This window comes from Sphingomonas sp. Root710, assembly GCF_001429065.1.
Taxonomy (GTDB): Bacteria; Pseudomonadota; Alphaproteobacteria; order Sphingomonadales; family Sphingomonadaceae; genus Rhizorhabdus.
This window is the reverse complement of the sequence record NZ_LMIB01000016.1, coordinates 25,344-43,760: the sequence shown is the minus strand read 5'-3', so window position 1 is coordinate 43,760 and position 18,417 is coordinate 25,344. Positions and strand designations below refer to the sequence as shown.

General features: G+C 61.0%; 21 protein-coding genes and 1 tRNA gene. 9 read left to right on the top strand and 13 right to left on the bottom strand.

Features of this window, described 5'->3' with window-relative positions; all coding sequences use genetic code 11:
• Window positions 1-173: 173 nt before the first annotated feature.
• The 4 genes from ASE00_RS17550 to ASE00_RS17540 all read right to left on the bottom strand — a co-directional run bounded on the left by ASE00_RS17550 (window position 174) and on the right by ASE00_RS17540 (window position 1,790).
• Complete coding sequence (locus ASE00_RS17550; RefSeq protein ID WP_156405496.1) at window positions 174-455, bottom strand: hypothetical protein; 282 nt, start codon at window positions 453-455, stop codon at window positions 174-176.
• 155 nt (window positions 456-610) lie between these two features.
• Window positions 611-898: a hypothetical protein gene (locus ASE00_RS17545; protein WP_156405495.1), complete on the bottom strand. Its 288-nt coding sequence runs from the start codon at window positions 896-898 to the stop codon at window positions 611-613.
• Window positions 899-1,068: 170 nt separating this feature from the next.
• Window positions 1,069-1,242: a hypothetical protein gene (locus tag ASE00_RS23595; RefSeq protein WP_156405494.1), complete on the bottom strand. Its 174-nt coding sequence runs from the start codon at window positions 1,240-1,242 to the stop codon at window positions 1,069-1,071.
• A gap of 44 nt (window positions 1,243-1,286) precedes the next feature.
• Window positions 1,287-1,790 carry a hypothetical protein gene (locus ASE00_RS17540; RefSeq protein ID WP_156405493.1) on the bottom strand — a complete coding sequence of 168 codons (504 nt, stop codon included), beginning with the start codon at window positions 1,788-1,790 and terminating at the stop codon, window positions 1,287-1,289.
• Between the two features lie 159 nt (window positions 1,791-1,949).
• On the opposite strand from ASE00_RS17540, the gene ASE00_RS17535 reads away from it, so the two are divergent.
• The 5 genes from ASE00_RS17535 to ASE00_RS17515 all read left to right on the top strand — a co-directional run bounded on the left by ASE00_RS17535 (window position 1,950) and on the right by ASE00_RS17515 (window position 4,047).
• Entirely contained in the window at window positions 1,950-2,138 is a 189-nt protein-coding gene (locus ASE00_RS17535; RefSeq protein WP_056382740.1) for a DUF3606 domain-containing protein, read from the top strand.
• Window positions 2,139-2,143: 5 nt separating this feature from the next.
• Window positions 2,144-2,770: an SOS response-associated peptidase family protein gene (locus tag ASE00_RS17530; protein WP_056382739.1), complete on the top strand. Its 627-nt coding sequence runs from the start codon at window positions 2,144-2,146 to the stop codon at window positions 2,768-2,770.
• A gap of 84 nt (window positions 2,771-2,854) precedes the next feature.
• A complete protein-coding gene (locus tag ASE00_RS17525) occupies window positions 2,855-3,412 on the top strand; it encodes a helix-turn-helix domain-containing protein (RefSeq protein WP_056382736.1) in 558 nt (185 codons plus the stop codon).
• A 58-nt stretch (window positions 3,413-3,470) separates the two neighbouring features.
• Window positions 3,471-3,626 carry a hypothetical protein gene (locus ASE00_RS17520; RefSeq protein WP_156405492.1) on the top strand — a complete coding sequence of 52 codons (156 nt, stop codon included), beginning with the start codon at window positions 3,471-3,473 and terminating at the stop codon, window positions 3,624-3,626.
• A 22-nt stretch (window positions 3,627-3,648) separates the two neighbouring features.
• Window positions 3,649-4,047, top strand: a complete 399-nt coding sequence (locus ASE00_RS17515) for a hypothetical protein (protein ID WP_156405491.1) — start codon at window positions 3,649-3,651, stop codon at window positions 4,045-4,047.
• Between the two features lie 291 nt (window positions 4,048-4,338).
• On the opposite strand, the gene ASE00_RS17510 is transcribed toward ASE00_RS17515, so the two are convergent.
• The 5 genes from ASE00_RS17510 to ASE00_RS17490 form a co-directional block, all read right to left on the bottom strand.
• Window positions 4,339-5,379: a DUF4429 domain-containing protein gene (locus tag ASE00_RS17510; protein WP_056382730.1), complete on the bottom strand. Its 1,041-nt coding sequence runs from the start codon at window positions 5,377-5,379 to the stop codon at window positions 4,339-4,341.
• Window positions 5,379-6,233, bottom strand: a complete 855-nt coding sequence (locus tag ASE00_RS17505) for a hypothetical protein (RefSeq protein ID WP_156405490.1) — start codon at window positions 6,231-6,233, stop codon at window positions 5,379-5,381. Before ASE00_RS17505 ends, ASE00_RS17510 begins: the two co-directional genes overlap by 1 nt.
• Before the next feature lie 424 nt (window positions 6,234-6,657).
• Entirely contained in the window at window positions 6,658-7,008 is a 351-nt protein-coding gene (locus tag ASE00_RS17500) for a DUF3768 domain-containing protein (RefSeq protein ID WP_056382725.1), read from the bottom strand.
• Window positions 7,009-7,061: 53 nt separating this feature from the next.
• Window positions 7,062-7,406, bottom strand: a complete 345-nt coding sequence (locus ASE00_RS17495) for a hypothetical protein (RefSeq protein ID WP_056382723.1) — start codon at window positions 7,404-7,406, stop codon at window positions 7,062-7,064.
• A 394-nt stretch (window positions 7,407-7,800) separates the two neighbouring features.
• Window positions 7,801-8,703, bottom strand: a complete 903-nt coding sequence (locus ASE00_RS17490; protein WP_156405488.1) for a hypothetical protein — start codon at window positions 8,701-8,703, stop codon at window positions 7,801-7,803.
• A gap of 538 nt (window positions 8,704-9,241) precedes the next feature.
• Between ASE00_RS17490 and ASE00_RS17485 the strand changes: the two genes are divergently transcribed.
• Window positions 9,242-10,003 carry a hypothetical protein gene (locus ASE00_RS17485; RefSeq protein WP_156405487.1) on the top strand — a complete coding sequence of 254 codons (762 nt, stop codon included), beginning with the start codon at window positions 9,242-9,244 and terminating at the stop codon, window positions 10,001-10,003.
• Between the two features lie 282 nt (window positions 10,004-10,285).
• On the top strand, window positions 10,286-11,878 hold the full coding sequence (locus ASE00_RS17480; RefSeq protein ID WP_056382718.1) for a DUF927 domain-containing protein: 1,593 nt from the start codon (window positions 10,286-10,288) through the stop codon (window positions 11,876-11,878).
• A gap of 24 nt (window positions 11,879-11,902) precedes the next feature.
• On the opposite strand, the gene ASE00_RS17475 is transcribed toward ASE00_RS17480, so the two are convergent.
• A complete protein-coding gene (locus tag ASE00_RS17475) occupies window positions 11,903-13,123 on the bottom strand; it encodes a tyrosine-type recombinase/integrase (RefSeq protein WP_056382716.1) in 1,221 nt (406 codons plus the stop codon).
• Between the two features lie 179 nt (window positions 13,124-13,302).
• A tRNA-Ser gene (locus ASE00_RS17470) sits at window positions 13,303-13,393 on the bottom strand.
• Between the two features lie 77 nt (window positions 13,394-13,470).
• On the opposite strand from ASE00_RS17470, the gene ASE00_RS17465 reads away from it, so the two are divergent.
• Window positions 13,471-14,364 carry a peptidylprolyl isomerase gene (locus ASE00_RS17465; RefSeq protein WP_056382714.1) on the top strand — a complete coding sequence of 298 codons (894 nt, stop codon included), beginning with the start codon at window positions 13,471-13,473 and terminating at the stop codon, window positions 14,362-14,364.
• A 75-nt stretch (window positions 14,365-14,439) separates the two neighbouring features.
• Here ASE00_RS17465 and groL read toward each other — a convergent pair whose 3' ends face one another.
• Both groL and groES read right to left on the bottom strand, forming a co-directional pair.
• The gene (gene groL / locus ASE00_RS17460; RefSeq protein ID WP_056382712.1) at window positions 14,440-16,092 is read right to left on the bottom strand and encodes a chaperonin GroEL; all 1,653 of its coding nucleotides are present in this window, start codon (window positions 16,090-16,092) and stop codon (window positions 14,440-14,442) included.
• A gap of 76 nt (window positions 16,093-16,168) precedes the next feature.
• Window positions 16,169-16,456 carry a co-chaperone GroES gene (gene groES / locus ASE00_RS17455; RefSeq protein WP_056382710.1) on the bottom strand — a complete coding sequence of 96 codons (288 nt, stop codon included), beginning with the start codon at window positions 16,454-16,456 and terminating at the stop codon, window positions 16,169-16,171.
• A 234-nt stretch (window positions 16,457-16,690) separates the two neighbouring features.
• On the opposite strand from groES, the gene lnt reads away from it, so the two are divergent.
• Window positions 16,691-18,343 (top strand): apolipoprotein N-acyltransferase, encoded by a 1,653-nt coding sequence (gene lnt / locus ASE00_RS17450; RefSeq protein ID WP_056382709.1) that lies wholly within the window; start codon window positions 16,691-16,693, stop codon window positions 18,341-18,343.
• Window positions 18,344-18,417: the final 74 nt, after the last annotated feature.

Below are 18,417 nucleotides of genomic sequence, written 5' to 3'. Positions count from 1 at the left end.
CGGAAATAGAAGGCAAAGGTCCGCTCGTCCTCTGTACAAAGCGCGATTGTCGCGAGCGTGTGTTGCCCTTTCGCATGAGCAACAACGGCCAATAGGCTCCGCACGGTTGGATCGTCTGCGGCGTCTTGTAGATCGGCAAGTGCCTTGGGCAGAACCTTCTCCCATGCGCTGAATTACGACGCTTGTAGTTCGGGTGGCAACGCCGGGTTCGAGGTCGTCTGCCGCCCCTCTTCGATAAATGACAGAAGCGCGTACGCGTGCCATTCAGGTGACGAGGCCTCCATGATCATGTTCACAATCTCTTCAGCCGCAGCGTATGAAGCGGTGTTGACGGCACCTTGATGATAGAGTTGCTCGAAGAGTTCCTCCCCCGCTGATGCGTCCCCGTCCTGCCACGCGATGATTGCCTTGTGGGGGTCATACGGCCTGCCGTCTGCGTTCAACCAAGCAGTCATGATCGCCACCTCCTAGAGGAGAATGGCGGGAGTTCGGGCTAGTCGCAATGGCAGGTTTCTGGCTAATGGTTCGTGCGGCGGAATAGCAACAAAGGGTCGGTAGCAGCTATTCGATCCAATCCGGTACGGAATGTCCGAGATGGGGTGGGAGGCGGTCATTGCGCGCCTGTACGGTACAGGTGCTCTATCTCTTCCACCGCATTCAATATCTTCGCATCCGCAATATTCCATTCGCTAATCGCCCGTGCCGCGCCAAGCCCGGCACCAAGGCCAACTGGAGGTAATTTGCCTGCGAGAAGTGAAGCTCTGTAAGCCTCAAAATTGGCCGCGATCGTCTCATACTGTGAACGCTGTATACCAACCGGTTCGATCGCCGCGCGATCGAGCGCGAGCTTTGCTACGGCGTCCATGCGGCGAGCAATCACTGACGAGATGTTTTCCACTCTTCCTCCGTCGCGTAGCTTCTCCAGCCTTATCTGGAGCACCGCTAACAGCAGTCCTCACTCCCAACGGGGGAGACTTCGTCCCATCCCATTCTACGCGATCAGCAAATGACCGCAATTGGGTCGCAAGCCGCCTCTGCTCAACACCAGAAGGGGCGGCGTGAACCGTGTTAATTTTCCTGTAAGTTGTCCCAAGCGTCATTTTTCCTGACGTCCCGTAGGCGCGTCACCATCTCGACATACTTAGCGGTGGCGCGCTCTCGATCGACTGACATAAACATCTCGGTGTCGCCATTGGCGTCTGTGCCGGAAATCATGAACACTCGTTCACTCACATCCACCATTGATCCTCCTCTGCTCCGTGTGGACCGCTAGGCGCTCGTCGTGATCAGTATCCGACAGTCAGGCCAAGCGCATAGTAGTCCTTACCGGCATTGGCTTTCAGATTGACATTGGGCGCGATCGGAATCGCAATCGTGCCATAAGGGATCACTTCCTGCCCCTTGGTTGTGAAGCGCGCGCCGCCCCCGATGGTGAAAAGTTCAGGGAAGGTAAAGCCTACCTCGATCCTGGCATAGGGAGCAGCGGCCACATTATTGCACCTCGATTTTTTAGCGAACTGGCCGTTAGAGCTGTCGCGGCAAACTTCGGTCCCGTTGCTCAACTGCTGGGTATAGTAGCGGTCGTTGTCGCCCTTGTAGATGAACGCACCGATGGTCGGCGCGACATAGATGCGGCTAAGCCCGACCCGGTAAGTCACACCAGCTTCAGCGCCCCAGGTGTCGTCAAAACGTGCCGCGCTCAACTCAGCCCCTAGCTGCGCCGCATGTGCTGCGGGTGCCATAGCCCCGACCACCGCTGCCACGGCAAATGCTACCTTCGCGTTCCTCATTCCCCCCTCCCGATGTTGTGCCCGCGGGCGCTGTAGCGGCCGTAGCGAAATTCTATCAAGGCGAACCCGAAAGAATTGGTCCGATACGGAGATAACCGCGTGGCGTTGGCCAGAGGAACTCGACCGCCCCTCGAGCGCTTCTCAGCAAAGGAGCATCCGATGGCCGACAGCAAATCGAAACGCGGTGGTGCAGACCGAAGCCGCGTCGCCGCTGGCGAGGGTTATGAAGTCAGCTACTTCGCCCGCAAACACGGCCTCTCCAAGCGGGAAGCGGAGAGGCTCATCAAAGAAGTCGGCAATAACCGCGAGAAGCTGAACGCGGCCGCAGAGAAGGCCAAAAAGCGCTAGCCGCCATGTGCAACGACTATGAGCAGCATCTTCGCTGGGCAGAATATTGCGAAGTCATGCAGAAGCTCGCGCTGGGCATTCCGGTCGATCAGACGCCAGACGATTTGCCCGAGGCCGATGACGTTCGCGTTAACGATATGGCGCCTGTCATGCGCGCTCGGGGCAACGTCGTTGAACTTGCTCAGATGCGCTGGAGCTTTCCCCCCGTACGCCCAGGCGGGAAGCCGGCCTTCAACTTCCGCTCTGACGGTCGCCACTTCTCGAAAGAGCAGCGAATAATCATACCCGCCACCGCTTTCTTCGAATTCACTGGCCCGAAGAGCCCGAAGAGCAAGTGGCGCTTCTCATTAGCGGACAGCGGGGCGCTGGGGATCGCGGGTATTTGGCGAGCGGGCAGCGCAGGTGACCCCGATGTCTTCACGATGCTGACGACAGCACCCGGGCCCGACATCCAGCCCTACCACGACCGGCAGATCGTCGTCCTGCCGCCTGAAGATTGGGCATCCTGGCTATACGCTGATCAACCCGAAGCCGATCTGCTTCGTCCGTTGCCGGCCGGAAAGCTTACTGTCGCTCTCGCCCGGGCGGGCAAAGAGGCATCTGAGACGACGCTTGCAAGGACGGCTGCATAGATTGTTTCGCCGCCCGCAATTGACTCTTATGTTCTCTCTATGTTCTCAATGGTCCATCTGAGACACTGAGTCGGGAAACAGGTTATGACCATCTTCACGAAGGTGCCGACGCACATCGATTACGCACACCGCATGGCCGAGATTGCCGCCGAGATGGCGGGCTACGATCTGACCGAACTGGAAAACCGGACGATCGATCGGGACGAGACAAAGTCGGCCCTATATCGCAGCTTCGTCCATAAGGGCTTCGAGGCAATCAACGTTCTGGGCCCAGCCTTAGTGACGCTGGACGCTGGCGAATGTGAAAAGGTGCCGGCTGAAGTGCGCAATGCCGGCGATGAACGCGGCTATCATGCGCTGACAACCGTTCGGCTATGGCGTGGCCTTTCGATCGAGCAGCTCGCCGAAGCTTCCGGCCTTTCCGCCACTCTGATCCGTGCGATCGAGAGCCGTGAAGTCGTGGCAAACGAGATGCACGACAATGCTATGGCCAAGGCGTTGAACGTTAGCCCTCACGCTCTGACCGATTGGCGAGTGACCTGCGAATGGGCGGCGACGCTAGACACCCGGATCGATCGCGGTGTCGAGCTAGGCACCATCAAGTTCGCGGACGATGACGATGGCCCGCGGGACCAGCAATAAACCAGATCCCCGCTCCGTCACTCACGCCGACCCGCTGCTCCGCGCCGTTGCGCAAGCCATGTACGAATATCTCGTGCAGGGCAGCAACTATGCCCCCACGTTCGACGATGCGGAGCGAAAGAGGACGCGGCAATATCATGAGGCGACGGAGGCTGCGCGGATATTCGCCCGGTACTGCGTGGCGGATGGTCTTGGCGACCCACTCCTACTCTGAGCGATAAGCCGATATGCCAAGCGTGCGCGAGCATCTCATCTTCAAGGCGCTGGTGGCGTTGCAGGATACGCGCAGCAGGAGCAGCGAGGCAATAGTTCAGCCGTCATGGACGCTGCGCTTTTGCCTCGCCTATCTGTACACGCAGAGCTTCGGAAGCCGTGATCCTTTCGAATATTTCTGGGCCGCGATGCAAGACGGCCATCCGACGACGACCGATGGCGGGAGCTATTTGCGACACCTGAATCTAGGTCGGGCGATAAACAGCATCATCTACGGCCTGGGATTCAACGATACGCCGCAGACCGAAGAATGCCTTAGCCGCCCCCGTTGCGGCCGAGCCGTTCACGATTTCTGGGAAGAGGTACAGCGACAGCTTGATGACGGCCGGCCCATGCCGGAACGGCGGTTCCGCCGCGACTAGCTGCAACTGGAGCAATCAGCGGCAGAGTGCTCGGCGATCGGTTGATCAATGACCGGGATGGGGTGGTTTGCCGACGGTCCGCTTTCGACCGCGATCTGGTGGTAAGCTGCCACGGAGGGCAGTTAGTCCTCGCCTATCTCGCAAGGCTCTTCCGAACTATATTTGACGGAGGTTCGTTTCAGTGATGTGCCATCGGTCGTAAAAATCATTGCGGTCTTCGATCGTCGGTTCAACCATCCGAGCACGGCAGCCTTGCCTTGAACGTCGCGGCAGTTAACAGCAGGGTCGACGTCACTGCGTCCGGCGAGCCACGCCGTTGAACCCGCAGCTCATGCCGTGATGATTCATGCAAACCTCCTCTTCGGTGATCGATAACTCATCGCCGTTCTTCCGTAGGCTGATCCGACACGAACTCTCCTGATCATCCCCATCCTCATAAGGCGCTTTCGCGACCGTGATCAGGTTGTCCTCCGGCCGATCAACTACGGCTGCAACTGATCCGGCACATCGCTCCCCGGCCATGTCGATCGAGACTGCAAGCCTGCCGCCTGTTTGTGGCGTGATCTCCACTGTCCCACTCGCGCCATCGAATGCGGCGGAATATTGCCCTAACCACCTATCGTCGGCGCTGACGGGAGGTGCATCTTCATAGGTCACCTCCGTCGCGGTTGGAGCATCTTCTATCTGAGCCGCCTCAACACCGTTCCCGTCGATAGGTGTACTAGGGTCATCAGCGAGCATGGCAAGGAAGGCCAGCAGGCAGAAAAGCACGATGCCAGCATATGCTATGCCCCGGATAATCTTATGCTCGGCCAACCATCCGGCAGCAGACGGGTCCAGCGGCTGGGCTGCCTCCCAATCACCGCCCACCCGCTGCGCGTGTGAGTGGTCCTCGATCTGCAACGGCGATGGGCGTGTGGAAGTCTCATAGCGCGTGCCGCCACCAGCCACACGGGTAGGCCACTCGGCATTCGCCTCCCTGGCCCTGGCGCTTTGCACGGCTAGGGCCTGCAGCGAGGGGAGATTGATCTTGGAGTGGATAGCGCTGCGAAGGCGCTCGAACGCGCCTTGCTGCGAACCGCGAAACTGCACCCTGTTAGGATCGCGCTCTTTCAAGAACGCTGCCGTTTCCCCCATCAGCGAGAAACGAATCTCGCCTGGCATGAGGATGCCAGCCGACTTGAATTGCACCGACGTGATGCTGGACAGGGGGATCGACTTGTCGCCGCCGATGCCATGCAGCATGCTCGCCACACCTCTCCGCCTTATGACGAGATGGTGATCGTGCAATTCGATTGCCGCGCCAGCGGCACCTTTTGCTACCATCAACATCAGCGTTCCGTCCTGAAAAAGCAGGCGGGGAACATTTCTGTTATCCGTTGGCCCCAGGTACCCCCATGTGCTTCGCAAGCGAGGCGACGGCGGCGTTCGTCAGCGGCTTGAGCCGCACGCCTGTTTGCCTCGGCGCGTTGCTGAGCGGCATATTCCGCCGGATGCCTTCGGATCCAGGCCTGCCGTTCTGCACGAGCGCGGTCGTCACGCCGTTTGATTTCTGCACTGATTTGATCGCGCCGCTGCTGCTCCGCTGCGGCTTCCATTTGATACTTTGCAGCAAGTCGAGCTTCGACCATCGCATCTGTGAACGGCGCTGCGAAACGACGGAACGAGTTATCCCCACTCCCGAGGTCATCTGTGACGTTAACGAGCGTCCATTTCCCATCACGGAGTTCCAGATTGAACCACATGTCGCCGCGCATCTGCGGGTGACCGCCCAACTGGGCCACGCTCTGCGGGGGGAGTGTGATCTCTAAGTCCAGATGACAAGAACCGTTGATTTGGCCGCCTTGCCACTCAAGAAACTGGGCCGAAACTCGCGATCCAGCAGTCAACTCTCGCGCCAAGGCCTCTTCGGCAAGCTGCCTATCACCCGTAGAGGACATATTGGCACGGTAATGGCCAAACACTTCGAAAACGAAGGCGTCGAGCAACGCTCTGTCTTCGCAGATAGGTCTCATTCTCTTGGTGATATATCGCTGCTGAAATCCAAATGGATCGTCAACCGATTGAGCCAGTCCCATGGTTGAACTGACTGTGATCCCACCTGCCAACACAACTTGAAGAGATTTCTTCGCCAGATGCGACAGTGCACGGGCACGCCCCGCCCCTGCGCTAAACATATTGCGCAATATACGACCCCCATAACTGCGCAATCCGGCCCGGCAGCCGGGTCGGTTGCTTGCGCGTGACCGTGGGAAACGCGCCTCGCGTATTTCCCGAAGGTCTTTTATTTCGCGAGCCGCCCGACCTGACGGTCGAGAGCCCACAGTCACCGCGAAACGCGGGCCGAACCTCACAAGCAAGATCGGAACGACGGGATCAATGTAGCACGTTCCCGTCATGATGCTAGCGGACGATCGTTGCCATTTCGGACCGATCCTCATGGACGCCTCCATGCCACCACGTCCCATTGAGTCTCGCCCATAGACCAAAGCTTCCAACGCCAATCGCCGGCTGGAGCAGGGCCAGCCTCTCGGCCTTCGCGGAATTTGACTATGACCTCGGTCTTGGGGTCGACCGGGCAATCGCCCCCGTCGTGTTCTTGCCACATGGTCACAGCTCCTCGGCCAAGAGGATTGTCATGACCCTTGTCGTTATGTTCTCGTCGGCTGGATCGGGTGATCCGCTCTCTAGATCGGCTGAGAAATAGTCGATCCGAAACCAGCATTCGTGGCCATCCACCTCGACCCGGCCCATGTCCCCCTCACCGTGAGGGTCGTTGCGGGCGTCAAACGCGGCGAAGTCACGGACGGCAAAGAGCACCCTCGCGACGGTGGCGACCGGTAAGCTCGCGATGCCCCGCGTGATCACCACGCGACCCTCGTGACGTTGTCGGAGCCTATCGTTCAACTCGCGAATTCGCCCCGTGCGCTGGGCAAGCGTCTTCTGCTCCTGGTCCCCCATGATTCACTCCTTCATTGGTGCTGGTGGTAAAGTCGGTCTGTCGGTATCCGCGGCTAACGCGGCCTGACGGCGAGCCGGAGCAACGCCTTGGGTCTGATGATGTGGAAGCCGCGCTTCATCCCGCAGGATGAGCGCATGACGAACTTGTGACCTGCGCTGTCGAACAGCTCTAGGCGCGTCGTCGTCAAACCTGCGACCACCGAGAAATGGTTCAGCGTGCCATCGAGGTGAACGAGTACCGGCTTACGCTGCGCCAGGCTGGCATCGATCCAGTCGAACACCCGATCAATCGTCGGCTTGGAAGCGAACTCGGCCCGCTCGACGTCGATAGTGAAATCGTCCGTGGATGCATGCTTGGCCAGCTTCCTCACCAAGGCATGCCAGCGGCGGGTTTCCATGCCCGCCCACATCGCTTCTCCGGCACCGCCTCTTTCGTCGAGGAACTGTGCTGCCGCTACAAACAGGCGCTTCGCCCCGGCTTTCGTCAGTGGAGCAATTTCGTGGAGCGCTAGTCGAAGCCCGTTGATGCCGGAGTGAATCCCACAAAGCGCGTCGAGCGGACTCTGGAAGTATGGATCAATCTGGTGCCTGGCCGCGATTTCTATTGCGGCGGCTCTAAGGGGTACTGAAAGTGGGGGCGGGAAACGGCGTCTTTTCCCTCCCGCCGCCACTTAGCGTCGCCAATACGCTGTCATGAAAGCAGTGCTCATCATAGTCGAGTTATAGCAATTTTTTGCTGATATTTCAATATCCTAAATGAAATCGCCGTAAGCAGGCTTTCAACCGCCGAGTTCAATCAGGACTCCGTCGACCCCGCATTTTCATCTTTATATCAGGAGATGAAGTGGCATCGAACGGCACAGCAGTATCGATGTAAACTGGATCAGAGCAGTCTTCCTCCTCCATATCGTCGCCCCAATCTTCCTCATCGTCGTCGTCAGCCCAATCTTCACGATCGTGCTTCGAAATGGAAGTTGGCCTTGGCAACGATGGATCAACCAACTCCTCGTATTTCTCGTCAGGGTTTCCCGGCTCATCGGTGTAGATGAAGCGTCCTGCGATAATGCCGATATTTGGCTTTTTGCGGCGCTGGAGGCTCATGACCCAAGCTTCTTCCCTGAGATCATAGTCCCCGATCGCGCGTCTCGCCGAGATGATCTCGTGCCCTCCGAATTCATCGATAAACATCGTGATAAGACTGGGCTCGATCCAATTTCGGAAGGCGAAGTTGAGTTCCACGGACAGCCGCGTGAGCAACGTGCCCCCAAAGAGCCATGTTGGCTTCTTCACGCCGCTGGCGGGCGCTGGCCCCAATAGCCGTCCTCGTACGAGCCATAGCGTCCAATCAATGGGAGTGGGCTTTGTAAGACGATGGAACACGCCCCATTGCCCGTCACGCTGTCTCACGTGAAACTCTAAGATTCTGAACCCACCGCGATCGTGGATATCACAGGCGAGCTTGTAAAGTTCGCGCTTGAAGACGCTTGTCGCTCGGAAGCGTGGCGCGAGCGCCTTTCGCTGGACATTCTTGTCGCCCACCTTGTGGCCGATGCGCTCGCGGGTAGCCGATACGTTCATATACCATAAGGCGATGCGCTTCGCTTCAGCCTGGAAGTAGTCGCGGGTGTTCTGCTCGGAAGGCGTCCAGCGCCCCCAATGGCTTGTAGGAGCCGGTCTTCCAAAAAGGCTGCTCACTAGAATTCCTTCCAAGTGACGGAGGGGAGCCCACCATCTCAGCTGCCTTCTATCGGCGTTTTCTAGATTTAGAAATTATCAGCCGAGAGTTTTCTGAAGCGGCCATATAGCTGGACTGTCGCGTTTGCGATGCGACATGCCCGCAGGCGCTCCACCACTATGGAGTAGCTAATATGAATCCCGAGAATAACGATCGATCCCGTGCGGAGGGTGCTCCGCTTCGGGTCCGTCAGGCAATGTCGGTGAAGGACCTTTGCCAAGCCTCAACGCTCTGCAAGTCGACCATCCATAAGCTCATCCGGACCGGTAAGCTGGAAGCCACGACGGTGGGGACGAGACGCCTCATCTACGTCGACAGTGCACAGGCTCTGCTCAGCCCCTCCTGCAACGAGGGGAACGCATAATGGTCGCCCCTACACTCTTGGACCTTCCGGACCCAGTAGAGCCGTTCCGACCGAGGTTCGACACGCGACGGCCAGATGGGGTCATCACATTCCCATCGGAAGAGACGAGCTGGAAGGAGCTGAAGAGCCGTATCGTGATGGTCGAGCAGTACCTTCGCAATTACCCGGACCTTCCTAACCTCGACGCACGCGAACTGTTGCGGCGACTGAAGAAGGGGGTGGCGACGCAAGTCCCATCCCCAACCGCCGCATGCCCGGTCTTTACCGATGAGCTCCGCCACCGCGTCGTTGGCAACCTCTGGCCGCATGTAGAGGATGAACTTGCCGGCATCGTCGTCACCGCGACGTTGATGCCGACAGGCCTGTGGGTGCCGGCCGGTCAACTGCAGCACCAGATTCCGAGGCTAATGATGCGGCGGCTCTGCTCGGACTTCGATCGTGTCGGCGTGACCACCCAGACAGGCTTTGTCATGGCTGGTCTTCATGCCGAGTTCGACGAACGGCGTGAGGGATACGACTTCCACTACCATCTGGTGGCTGGCGGGTGGAAAGCTCGTGCTCTCGAAGCGCTGCGGGACCGTCCGAAATACTCTGTCGGTCGCAGTGAACCGCACGAGATGGGCATGGCGGACAGGCCCCGCGTCAGGATCAGCAAGCAGGTCCTGACCAACCTTCCCGACCCGCTGACTTATTCGATCCAGTACTGGTACCCACATCGACCGACCAAGATTGTCGGTCACAATCCCCTACAAATCCAACGCAGTGAATTCCGGTACCGCATCCCAGAGCCGTACCATACGGAATGGATGGTGTGGATGGATAAGCATCCTGTCCAAGACTTCGTCTTATTCAATGGACTGAAGCCTACAAGGTCAGGTCTCAAGCCAACCAAATGATATCTGTGTATACATAAGGGAATATTATCATGAAAATTATGCCTATATGCGGTCAATACGTGTACGAATGTGCTATATTTGACCTACTTCGTACTAAACACAGTGTCGCCGTGGATGGTGGCATCCGCCTAAACCGTCATGGATCTTCCATGCCGGCCGTATGTGCTGGATATGTGGGAATTGTTGGCGATCAGTCGACGATACCGGGTGTCTCCAGCCAGGACTCCCAGCAACCCCGACAATCCCAACAGCTTTCGGCTACCCGCCAGATGGAGGCCCCTCATGTCCAATGACGCCTACGGGGCCACCTGCGCCGGCAACCGATATGTTGGCATGGTATTCGGGGATCAGGGAACTTGGCTAGCCCAGAAGGACGTCACTACGATCGAGCGACTGTCGGCAGCGCTCCGCACGCGGGGCATCATGCCCGGTTCGCCAGCCGATCTGAAAGCGACACTCGAAGCGATCCGCAACGTACGGGAGTTTCCTCCCGTGGACGTTGCAGGCCAATCCGGTTGGCACGGTGAACCCTCCATCTATTTCCATGCAGATGGCGCTTCTGCAGTCCCCAAGGGCGCCACTGCCCCCCAAATGGCGTTCGCGCGGTCCAGCATCGCGTCCGCGGGGAATCCGATACGCTGGAAAAGAGAGGTTGCCGCCCTGCTCGAACAATGGCCCACAGCGAAGTTTGCCTTGGCGCTGATGTTCCTCGGCCCGCTCTTGCGGTTGATGCCCTCGGTCCAGAATGCCACCGTCGAGTTTGTCGGTGGTCAGGGTTCCGGAAAAACGGTCCTTCGGAACGTCATGGCATCCGCCTCCGGTGGCACCGGGGTCAACGGTAGCCCGCAGTACTGGCACTCCATCGACAGCGTTATCGACAAGCTATCCGAGGTCATCCTCGACCACAGGGACCGCACGCTGATCCTTGATGGCACCCATCTTCTAGGGCACGTCTTCGATGCCAAGAAGTTGGCTCGGCCCTATCTCACACTCGCGCATAACGCCGGTCGTGGCGACCTTGCAATTCCCGGCACACCGAGCGGGACGGGTCGCTATCGTGGGGTAGTGACCCTATTCGGCCGGGAGAGCCTACGAACCGTCGCTGGCAAGGGCGACCCTTCGCAAGATGAGATGCTGACCTTGACGATTCCGATAGACTGGGGCGTCCCGCCCGAACACGTCGACAAGCCGGCCTTTCTGGAAGCATTGATGACGAGCGCCGCGTCGCATTATGGCCACGCCCATCGACGGTTTATCAAGGCTCTCGTTGCGCGCTTGGGTCGAAATCGGGAGGCATTCATCCGCAAGCTGGACAAGTGGCAAGCGGAATTCCTGACCAAAGCCGGTGTAGATCGCGGCCTCGGCCGCGACTATGCCAAAGCCAAGGTGTTTGCTGCAGCCTATGCAGCAGCCAAGCTGGCCCAGGAGTTGAAGGTCCTTCCAGGGACGCTGACCTTCGGGAAGGCCCTAACTGCCTGCTACACAGCCTTTCGCGCTCAGAATACGCCGCGAATCTCGTTCGCTGACAGACTCGAAGCATTGGCAGGTGACGATCGCATCCTGAAGGTTTCGGGCCAGAAGGATGATCGCCAATCACAGCGCGCGTTGCAGGCGCTGGGAACCCTCGTCAGCTTGCCCACGCACCGCGAGTTGCGGGTGCCGCCAGCCAACATCGGACGCGTCTTTGACGACTGGAAGGCAATTTGGAAGACTGACGAGGTGAGGGGCTTCATGGTGCCAGCAGATGGCCGGGGTCTCAAGCCGAAGGTCAGCCTGGCCCGCGGGCTGCCCGCTAAACGGTGTTGGTGTTTCACGCTGCCATTGCAGGAACAGGGGCTCTTCGATGCCGATCCCGGCGCGGAGGGCAGCGAGTAGCGCTTGAAGGGCGGCGTACGACTTTCAGGAGCTACCCAAGCAGTACGCCGCCCAGTCGTTCATCAACTCCCGGCGCTTCGCGAGCGCTTGGCTTCGTCGGTATGCCCGCTCCGTGGCTGATGGCGGCATATGCGCTAACGAAAGTTCAATCGATTCCCGGTCATGCTGCGTCTCGTCGCCGGCCCAATCACGAAATGAAGACCGAAACCCATGGGTCGTGACCGGGACTTTCATGCGTTTCAATACCGCCGTCATCGTCATGTCGGATAGCATCCCCCCACGAGGCGCTGGAAAGACGAGTTGACCAGGATCGGCCTTCTCCGGCCTGATGATCTCTAGAATGGCCAGAGCGGGGGCTGTGAGCGGTACTTGGTGCATCGCGCGTGCTTTCATCCGCTCGGCCGGCACGGTCCAAAGCTTGGCTTCGAGATCGATCTCCCCCCAGGTCAGACCGCGAGTTTCGCCCGAGCGAGCCGCTGTGAGCACCGTAAAGGCCAGCGCCTTCGCGGCTATGCCCTGGCGGTCTGCCAGAGCCTTCATGAAGGCCGGCACGGCTTTATACGGTAACGCGGCATGGTGTTTAACCTCCACCTTGGTGCGCTTGGGCAATAGGTGATCCAGGTTGCCTCGCATGCGCGCTGGGTTCTCCCCCTGGTAAACCCCTTTTGCCTTGGCGGCATCGATTATCCTTTCGATGCGACCGCGGACCCGGCCTGCGGTCTCGGTCTTCGTCAGCCAGATCGGCTGAAGCACCTCGACGACATCCTCCGGTCTAATGTCAGCGATAGGCTTTTCCATGAGCGCTTTGGCGTAGGTTTTAATTGTGCTTCGCCATTGCAGCCGGTGCTTGCGGTTGCTGTAGCCATCCTCGATGTCGTCGAGCCATTCCATCGCGAACTTGCCGAAGGTGACGGGCGGCTCGGCGGCCTGCGCCGGCCGTGGGCGGGCACCACGAGGGTCTTGCCCCTCCAGCACCAATTCGCGCATCGCAGCTGCCTTCTCGCGCGCTTTGGCGAGCGAGATATCGCTATAAGACCCCAGCCCTAATTCGATCCGCTTACCCCTTCCGCCGTAAATGAAGAGCCATGACTTCGCCACGGCTGGGTCGGGATCCACGTCTGCATCCGGCTTCTTCTTCGCCAGCGAAGGCCTGATTCGAAGGTACAGACCGCCACCGTCCGAATAGACACCGGGCGTCTTCAGCTTGGCTATCAGCTTAACATTCATCTTGTTGCGCGCTGGCATCGCCTACCTCCAGCAACCGCTATGCCGCGCCTCTTACCATAAACCAAGCCATAAACTCGGCCGGGGTCTGGCGTGGTCCGCCGCGCACTCGGGCGCACAAGCTAACTCGCCAAAACTCCCATATTGCAGGCTCTTTGCCGTGCACCGAAGATCGGGGGAGTGTCGTGAGGAGCAGGATCTGGCGGAGCGGGAGGGATTCGAACCCTCGATACGCTTTTGACGTATACTCACTTTCCAGGCGAGCGCCTTCGACCACTCGGCCACCGCTCCGCACCATCGCTGGAAGCCGGCTCCCTAGCCCGTAGCGGCGGGTTCCGCAAGGCGATGTGGCATGTCATCATCGCGGCATGAAACACCGCCTTCGCATCGCCGCCGTCGCGTTCCCCTTGCTGGCTCTTGTCGCCGCGTCGCCGCCGGCCAGGCCGCTTACCCCCAGCGAGATCGTCGCGCAGGCGCCGGACTCGGCCTGGGCCGCGTTTCCGGCCCGGGATTTGCTGGTGATCGACCTCGATAGCGGATCGCGCGTCGTGATCGCGCTCGCGCCCGCCTTTGCGCCGGTACATGTCGAAAACATCCGGGCGCTGGCGCGAAGCGGCTGGTTCGACGGGATCACGATCAACCGGGTTCAGGACAATTATGTCACCCAATGGGGGGATGCTACCGAGAAGAAGGCGCTGCCCGCCGGGATCGTCGTCAGCCCGCCCGCCGAATATGCGCGGCCGCTCGCCGGGCTCGGCTTCCGCGCGATGGGCTATCGCGATGCCTACGCCGCCGAGACCGGTCATGCTGGCGGCTGGCCGGTCGCGCGGGAGGGCGCGCTGGCCTGGCTACCGCATTGCTATGGCATGGTTGGGGTGGGACGGAACCTTGCCCCCGATACCGGGACGGGCGCGGAGCTCTATGCGGTGATCGGGCATGGGCCGCGCCATCTCGACCGCAACATCGCCACGGTGGGCCGGGTGCTGGCAGGCATCGAGGCGCTGACCGCCTTGCCGCGGGGCACCGAGGCGCTCGGCTTCTACAAGGAGGGCGCACCGCGTTCCGCGATCCTGCGCGCACGGATCGCGGCGGACATGCCCGCCAGCGAGCGGCCCGCCTTCGAGGTGATGCGGAGCGACGCGCCGCAATTCGCCGCCTGGGTGAAGGCGCGGGCGAACCGCAAGGATGATTTCTTCATCCGGCCCGCGGGCGCGCTCGACATCTGCAATGCGCTGCCGCCAGTACGGGCGGTGAAGGGATAAGGAAAAGGGCCCGGAGATTTCTCCCCGGGCCCCTTCCTGTTTCCGGTGACCATATGGCCAGCCGGGCGATCTGGATCAGAAGTCCATGCCGCCCATGCCGCCCATGCCACCCATGCCGCCGGGCATGCCGCCCATGGCCGGCTTGTCCTCGGGCGATTCGGAGATCGCCGCTTCGGTGGTGATGAGCAGACCGGCGACCGAGGCCGCGTCCTGCAGCGCGGTGCGGACGACCTTGGTCGGGTCGATCACGCCGGCGGCGACGAGGTTCTCGTAGGTGTCGGTCGAGGCGTTGAAGCCCTTGGTCTCGTCATTCTCGCGCAGCAGGTTGCCCGAGATGACGGCGCCGTCATGGCCGGCATTCTGCGCGATCTGCTTCACCGGGGCGGTGATCGCCTTGCGGATGATGTCGATGCCGCGGGTCTGGTCGTCATTGACGCCCTTCAGGCCCTCGAGCGCCTTGGTCGCATACAGCAGTGCCGTGCCGCCGCCGGGGACGATGCCCTCTTCGACGGCCGCGCGGGTCGCGTGCAGCGCGTCGTCGACGCGGTCCTTGCGCTCCTTGACTTCGACTTCGGTCGCACCGCCGACCTTGATCACGGCAACGCCGCCAGCGAGCTTGGCGAGACGCTCCTGGAGCTTCTCACGGTCGTAATCGCTGGTGGTGTTCTCGATCTGACGGCGGATCGCATCGACGCGGCCCTTGATCGCGTCGGACGAACCCGCGCCATCGACGATGGTGGTGTTGTCCTTGTCGATGGTGACGCGCTTGGCGGTGCCGAGCATGCCGACGGTGACGCTCTCGAGCTTGATGCCGAGGTCTTCCGAGATCATCTCGCCCTGGGTCAGGATCGCGATGTCCTCGAGCATCGCCTTGCGGCGATCGCCGAAGCCCGGCGCCTTGACGGCGGCGACCTTCAGGCCGCCACGCAGCTTGTTGACGACGAGCGTGGCAAGAGCCTCGCCTTCGATGTCCTCGGCGATGATGAGGAGCGGACGGCCCGACTGCACCACGGCTTCGAGGATCGGCAGCATCGACTGCAGGTTCGACAGCTTCTTCTCATGGATCAGGATGTAAGGGTCGGTGAGTTCGACCAGCATCTTTTCCGGATTGGTGATGAAGTAGGGCGACAGATAGCCCCGGTCAAACTGCATGCCTTCGACGACGTCGAGCTCGAAATCGAGGCCCTTGGCTTCCTCGACGGTGATCACGCCTTCCTTGCCGACCTTCTCCATCGCCTCGGCGATCTTCTCGCCGACGACGGTGTCGCCATTGGCCGAGATGATGCCGACCTGGGCGACTTCATTGGTGCCCGCGACCGGCTTCGAACGCGACTTGAGGTTCTCGACGACCTTGGTGACCGCGAGATCGATGCCGCGCTTCAGGTCCATCGGGTTCATGCCGGCGGCGACCGACTTCATGCCCTCACGCACGATCGCCTGGGCGAGCACGGTGGCGGTGGTGGTGCCGTCGCCGGCGATGTCGTTGGTCTTCGAAGCGACTTCGCGGACCATCTGCGCGCCCATATTTTCGAACTTGTCCTTCAGTTCGATTTCCTTGGCGACGGTGACGCCGTCCTTGGTGATGCGGGGTGCGCCGAACGACTTGTCGATGACGACGTTGCGGCCCTTCGGGCCCAGCGTGACCTTCACCGCGTCGGCGAGGATGTCGACGCCGCGCAGGATGCGCTCACGAGCGTCGCGCGAAAACTTGACGTCTTTCGCTGCCATGATCTGAATTCCTTAGACTAGATATGATTTGAAAATAGAAGGGAAGGATCGGCCGGCGATCCCCAGCCCGTTAGCGTCAGCCAACAATGCCGAGAATGTCGGATTCCTTCATGATCAGCAGGTCTTCGCCGTTGATCTTGACCTCGGTGCCCGACCACTTGCCGAACAGGATCTTGTCGCCGGCCTTGACGTCGAGCGGCGTGATCTTGCCATCCTCGGCCTTCGCGCCGCCACCGACGGCGACGACTTCGCCCTCCTGGGGCTTTTCCTTGGCGCTGTCGGGGATGATGATCCCGCCAGCAGTCTTTTCCTCGGCCTCGACGCGGCGAACGAGCACGCGATCGTGCAGCGGACGGAAACTCATGTGCTTCACCCTTTCCTCATTTGTTCGGTGCGGGCGGGTGCGCCTGCGCCGAATCCTTCAGACTGGAAACTTTTAGCACTCACCCCCGGCGAGTGCTAGCGGCATATGTGGAGCAGCCCAAAGGCTGTCAAGCGACCCTCTGAACGATTTTTATTGCGCTGATGCGACGCGCCACCTTTCCGGCAGCACGGCGCTCGCGATATGGGGGACGCCCAAGGATAATCCAAGCCGCCGATGCCGAGACTCACCGCCCTGAAATATCCGTCGATCGCATTCGGGCTGGGGCTCGCCTCGGCGCTCGGCTTCGCGCCGCTCAACTGGTGGTTCTTCACCCTGTTGTGCATCGCCGGGCTGATGTGGCTGCTGCTCGACGCGGGCCGGCTGCGCGAGGCGGCGGTGCGCGGCTGGTGCTTCGGCGTCGGCCACTTCACCTTCGGCCTCAACTGGATCGCGACGGCATTCACGTTCCAGGACCGGATGCCGCACTGGCTCGGCTGGATCGCCGTGTTCCTGCTGTCGCTCTACCTCGCGGTCTTTCCGATGCTTGCCGCGATGCTCGCCTGGGGGCTGCACCGGCTGCCGGTAGCGCTGGCGGCACGGCGGCGGCGCGCCGAACTGGCGGAGCGCCGCAACAAGCTCAAGGGCCTCATTCCGCCCGGCATGGAGAGCCCGTCACTGCAACCGATCGCTGCGACGCCGAGCCCCTACGCCTTCATACCGCTGTTCGCGGGCAGCTGGGTGCTCGCCGAATATTTGCGCAGCATCGCCTTCACCGGCTTCGCCTGGAATCCGCTTGCGGCGATCATGATCGATCCATCGAGCGCCGAGCCGGCCTGGATGGGGCTGACCCGACTGATCGGCACCTACGGCTTGTCGGGGGTGATGGTGCTGCTTGCCTCGATCTGGCTGCTCGCGGTGCTGCCGGGTGCGGCTCGCGCGCGCTGGCAACGGGTCGGCTGGGCGTTGCTCGTGGCGATGCTGGCCCAGATTCTCTCGGCCTATATGCTGCGGCCGCTGCCGCCGCGCACTGGGCCGCGGCTCGTCGTGGTCCAGCCCAACATCAACCAGAACGAGAAATGGGACCCGAAGCTGCAGGCCGCCAACCTTGCCAGGCTGAGCGAACTCAGCGGCAAGCCCGGTCCCGCGCCGCGCCTGATCCTGTGGCCCGAAGCCGCGACCGCCGACTATATGGAGATCGAGCCCGCGGCGCGCATGCGGATCGCCGGGCTGCTGGGGCCGCGCGACATCGTCCTGCTCGGCGGCGATGCGCTGATCTTCGACAAGGCGGGCGACCTTATCGGGGCACGCAACAGCGTGTTCGGGATCGATGCCCGCGGCGACATCATCGGCCATTACGCCAAGGCGCATCTCGTCCCCTATGGCGAATATCTGCCGGCCCGCCCGATCTTGTCGGCGATCGGCCTGTCGCGGCTGGTGCAGGGCGATATCGATTTCTGGCCTGGCCCCGGTCCGGCGACGATGGCCGTTCCCGGATTCGGCAAGGCGGGCTTGCAGATCTGCTACGAGATCATCTTTTCCGGGCAGGTCATCGATCGGGCGAACCGGCCCGACTTCCTCTTCAACCCCTCGAACGACGCCTGGTTCGGCCGCTGGGGCCCGCCGCAGCACCTGGCCCAGGCGCGGCTGCGCGCAGCGGAGGAGGGTATGCCGATCGTCCGGTCGACTCCGACGGGCATATCGGCCGTAATCGACGCCGATGGGCGGCTGCTCCAGAGCCTGCCGTGGAAAACGGCCGGTGCGATCGAAGCGGCGTTGCCCGGGCCGCGTCCGGCCACACCCTTCGCACGCTTCGGCAATCTGCTGCCGCTGCTGTTCGCGGCGCTGCTGATCGCGGGCGGGATTGCCGTTGCCGTGAAGCGCCGCTAAGGGGCATATAACGAAGTCTTTATATCCTTTCGTCAGCTCGCGCCCTATCAGGCGGCGATCATCCCAAGAGGGTC

Excerpts from the sequence above, each read along its gene's own strand:
- ASE00_RS17500 (WP_056382725.1), bottom strand. The coding sequence starts at position 7,008 with ATGGGGGACCAGGAGCAGAAGACGCTTGCCCAGCGCACGGGGCGAATT.
- ASE00_RS17475 (WP_056382716.1), bottom strand. The coding sequence starts at position 13,123 with ATGCCAGCGCGCAACAAGATGAATGTTAAGCTGATAGCCAAGCTGAAG.
- ASE00_RS17480 (WP_056382718.1), top strand. The coding sequence starts at position 10,286 with ATGTCCAATGACGCCTACGGGGCCACCTGCGCCGGCAACCGATATGTT.
- groES (WP_056382710.1), bottom strand. The coding sequence starts at position 16,456 with ATGAGTTTCCGTCCGCTGCACGATCGCGTGCTCGTTCGCCGCGTCGAG.
- ASE00_RS17495 (WP_056382723.1), bottom strand. The coding sequence starts at position 7,406 with ATGGAAACCCGCCGCTGGCATGCCTTGGTGAGGAAGCTGGCCAAGCAT.
- ASE00_RS17540 (WP_156405493.1), bottom strand. The coding sequence starts at position 1,790 with ATGAGGAACGCGAAGGTAGCATTTGCCGTGGCAGCGGTGGTCGGGGCT.
- ASE00_RS23595 (WP_156405494.1), bottom strand. The coding sequence starts at position 1,242 with ATGGTGGATGTGAGTGAACGAGTGTTCATGATTTCCGGCACAGACGCC.
- ASE00_RS17535 (WP_056382740.1), top strand. The coding sequence starts at position 1,950 with ATGGCCGACAGCAAATCGAAACGCGGTGGTGCAGACCGAAGCCGCGTC.
- lnt (WP_056382709.1), top strand. The coding sequence starts at position 16,691 with ATGCCGAGACTCACCGCCCTGAAATATCCGTCGATCGCATTCGGGCTG.
- groL (WP_056382712.1), bottom strand. The coding sequence starts at position 16,092 with ATGGCAGCGAAAGACGTCAAGTTTTCGCGCGACGCTCGTGAGCGCATC.
- ASE00_RS17510 (WP_056382730.1), bottom strand. The coding sequence starts at position 5,379 with ATGTTGATGGTAGCAAAAGGTGCCGCTGGCGCGGCAATCGAATTGCAC.
- ASE00_RS17465 (WP_056382714.1), top strand. The coding sequence starts at position 13,471 with ATGAAACACCGCCTTCGCATCGCCGCCGTCGCGTTCCCCTTGCTGGCT.
- ASE00_RS17550 (WP_156405496.1), bottom strand. The coding sequence starts at position 455 with ATGACTGCTTGGTTGAACGCAGACGGCAGGCCGTATGACCCCCACAAG.
- ASE00_RS17520 (WP_156405492.1), top strand. The coding sequence starts at position 3,471 with ATGTACGAATATCTCGTGCAGGGCAGCAACTATGCCCCCACGTTCGAC.
- ASE00_RS17525 (WP_056382736.1), top strand. The coding sequence starts at position 2,855 with ATGACCATCTTCACGAAGGTGCCGACGCACATCGATTACGCACACCGC.
- ASE00_RS17530 (WP_056382739.1), top strand. The coding sequence starts at position 2,144 with ATGTGCAACGACTATGAGCAGCATCTTCGCTGGGCAGAATATTGCGAA.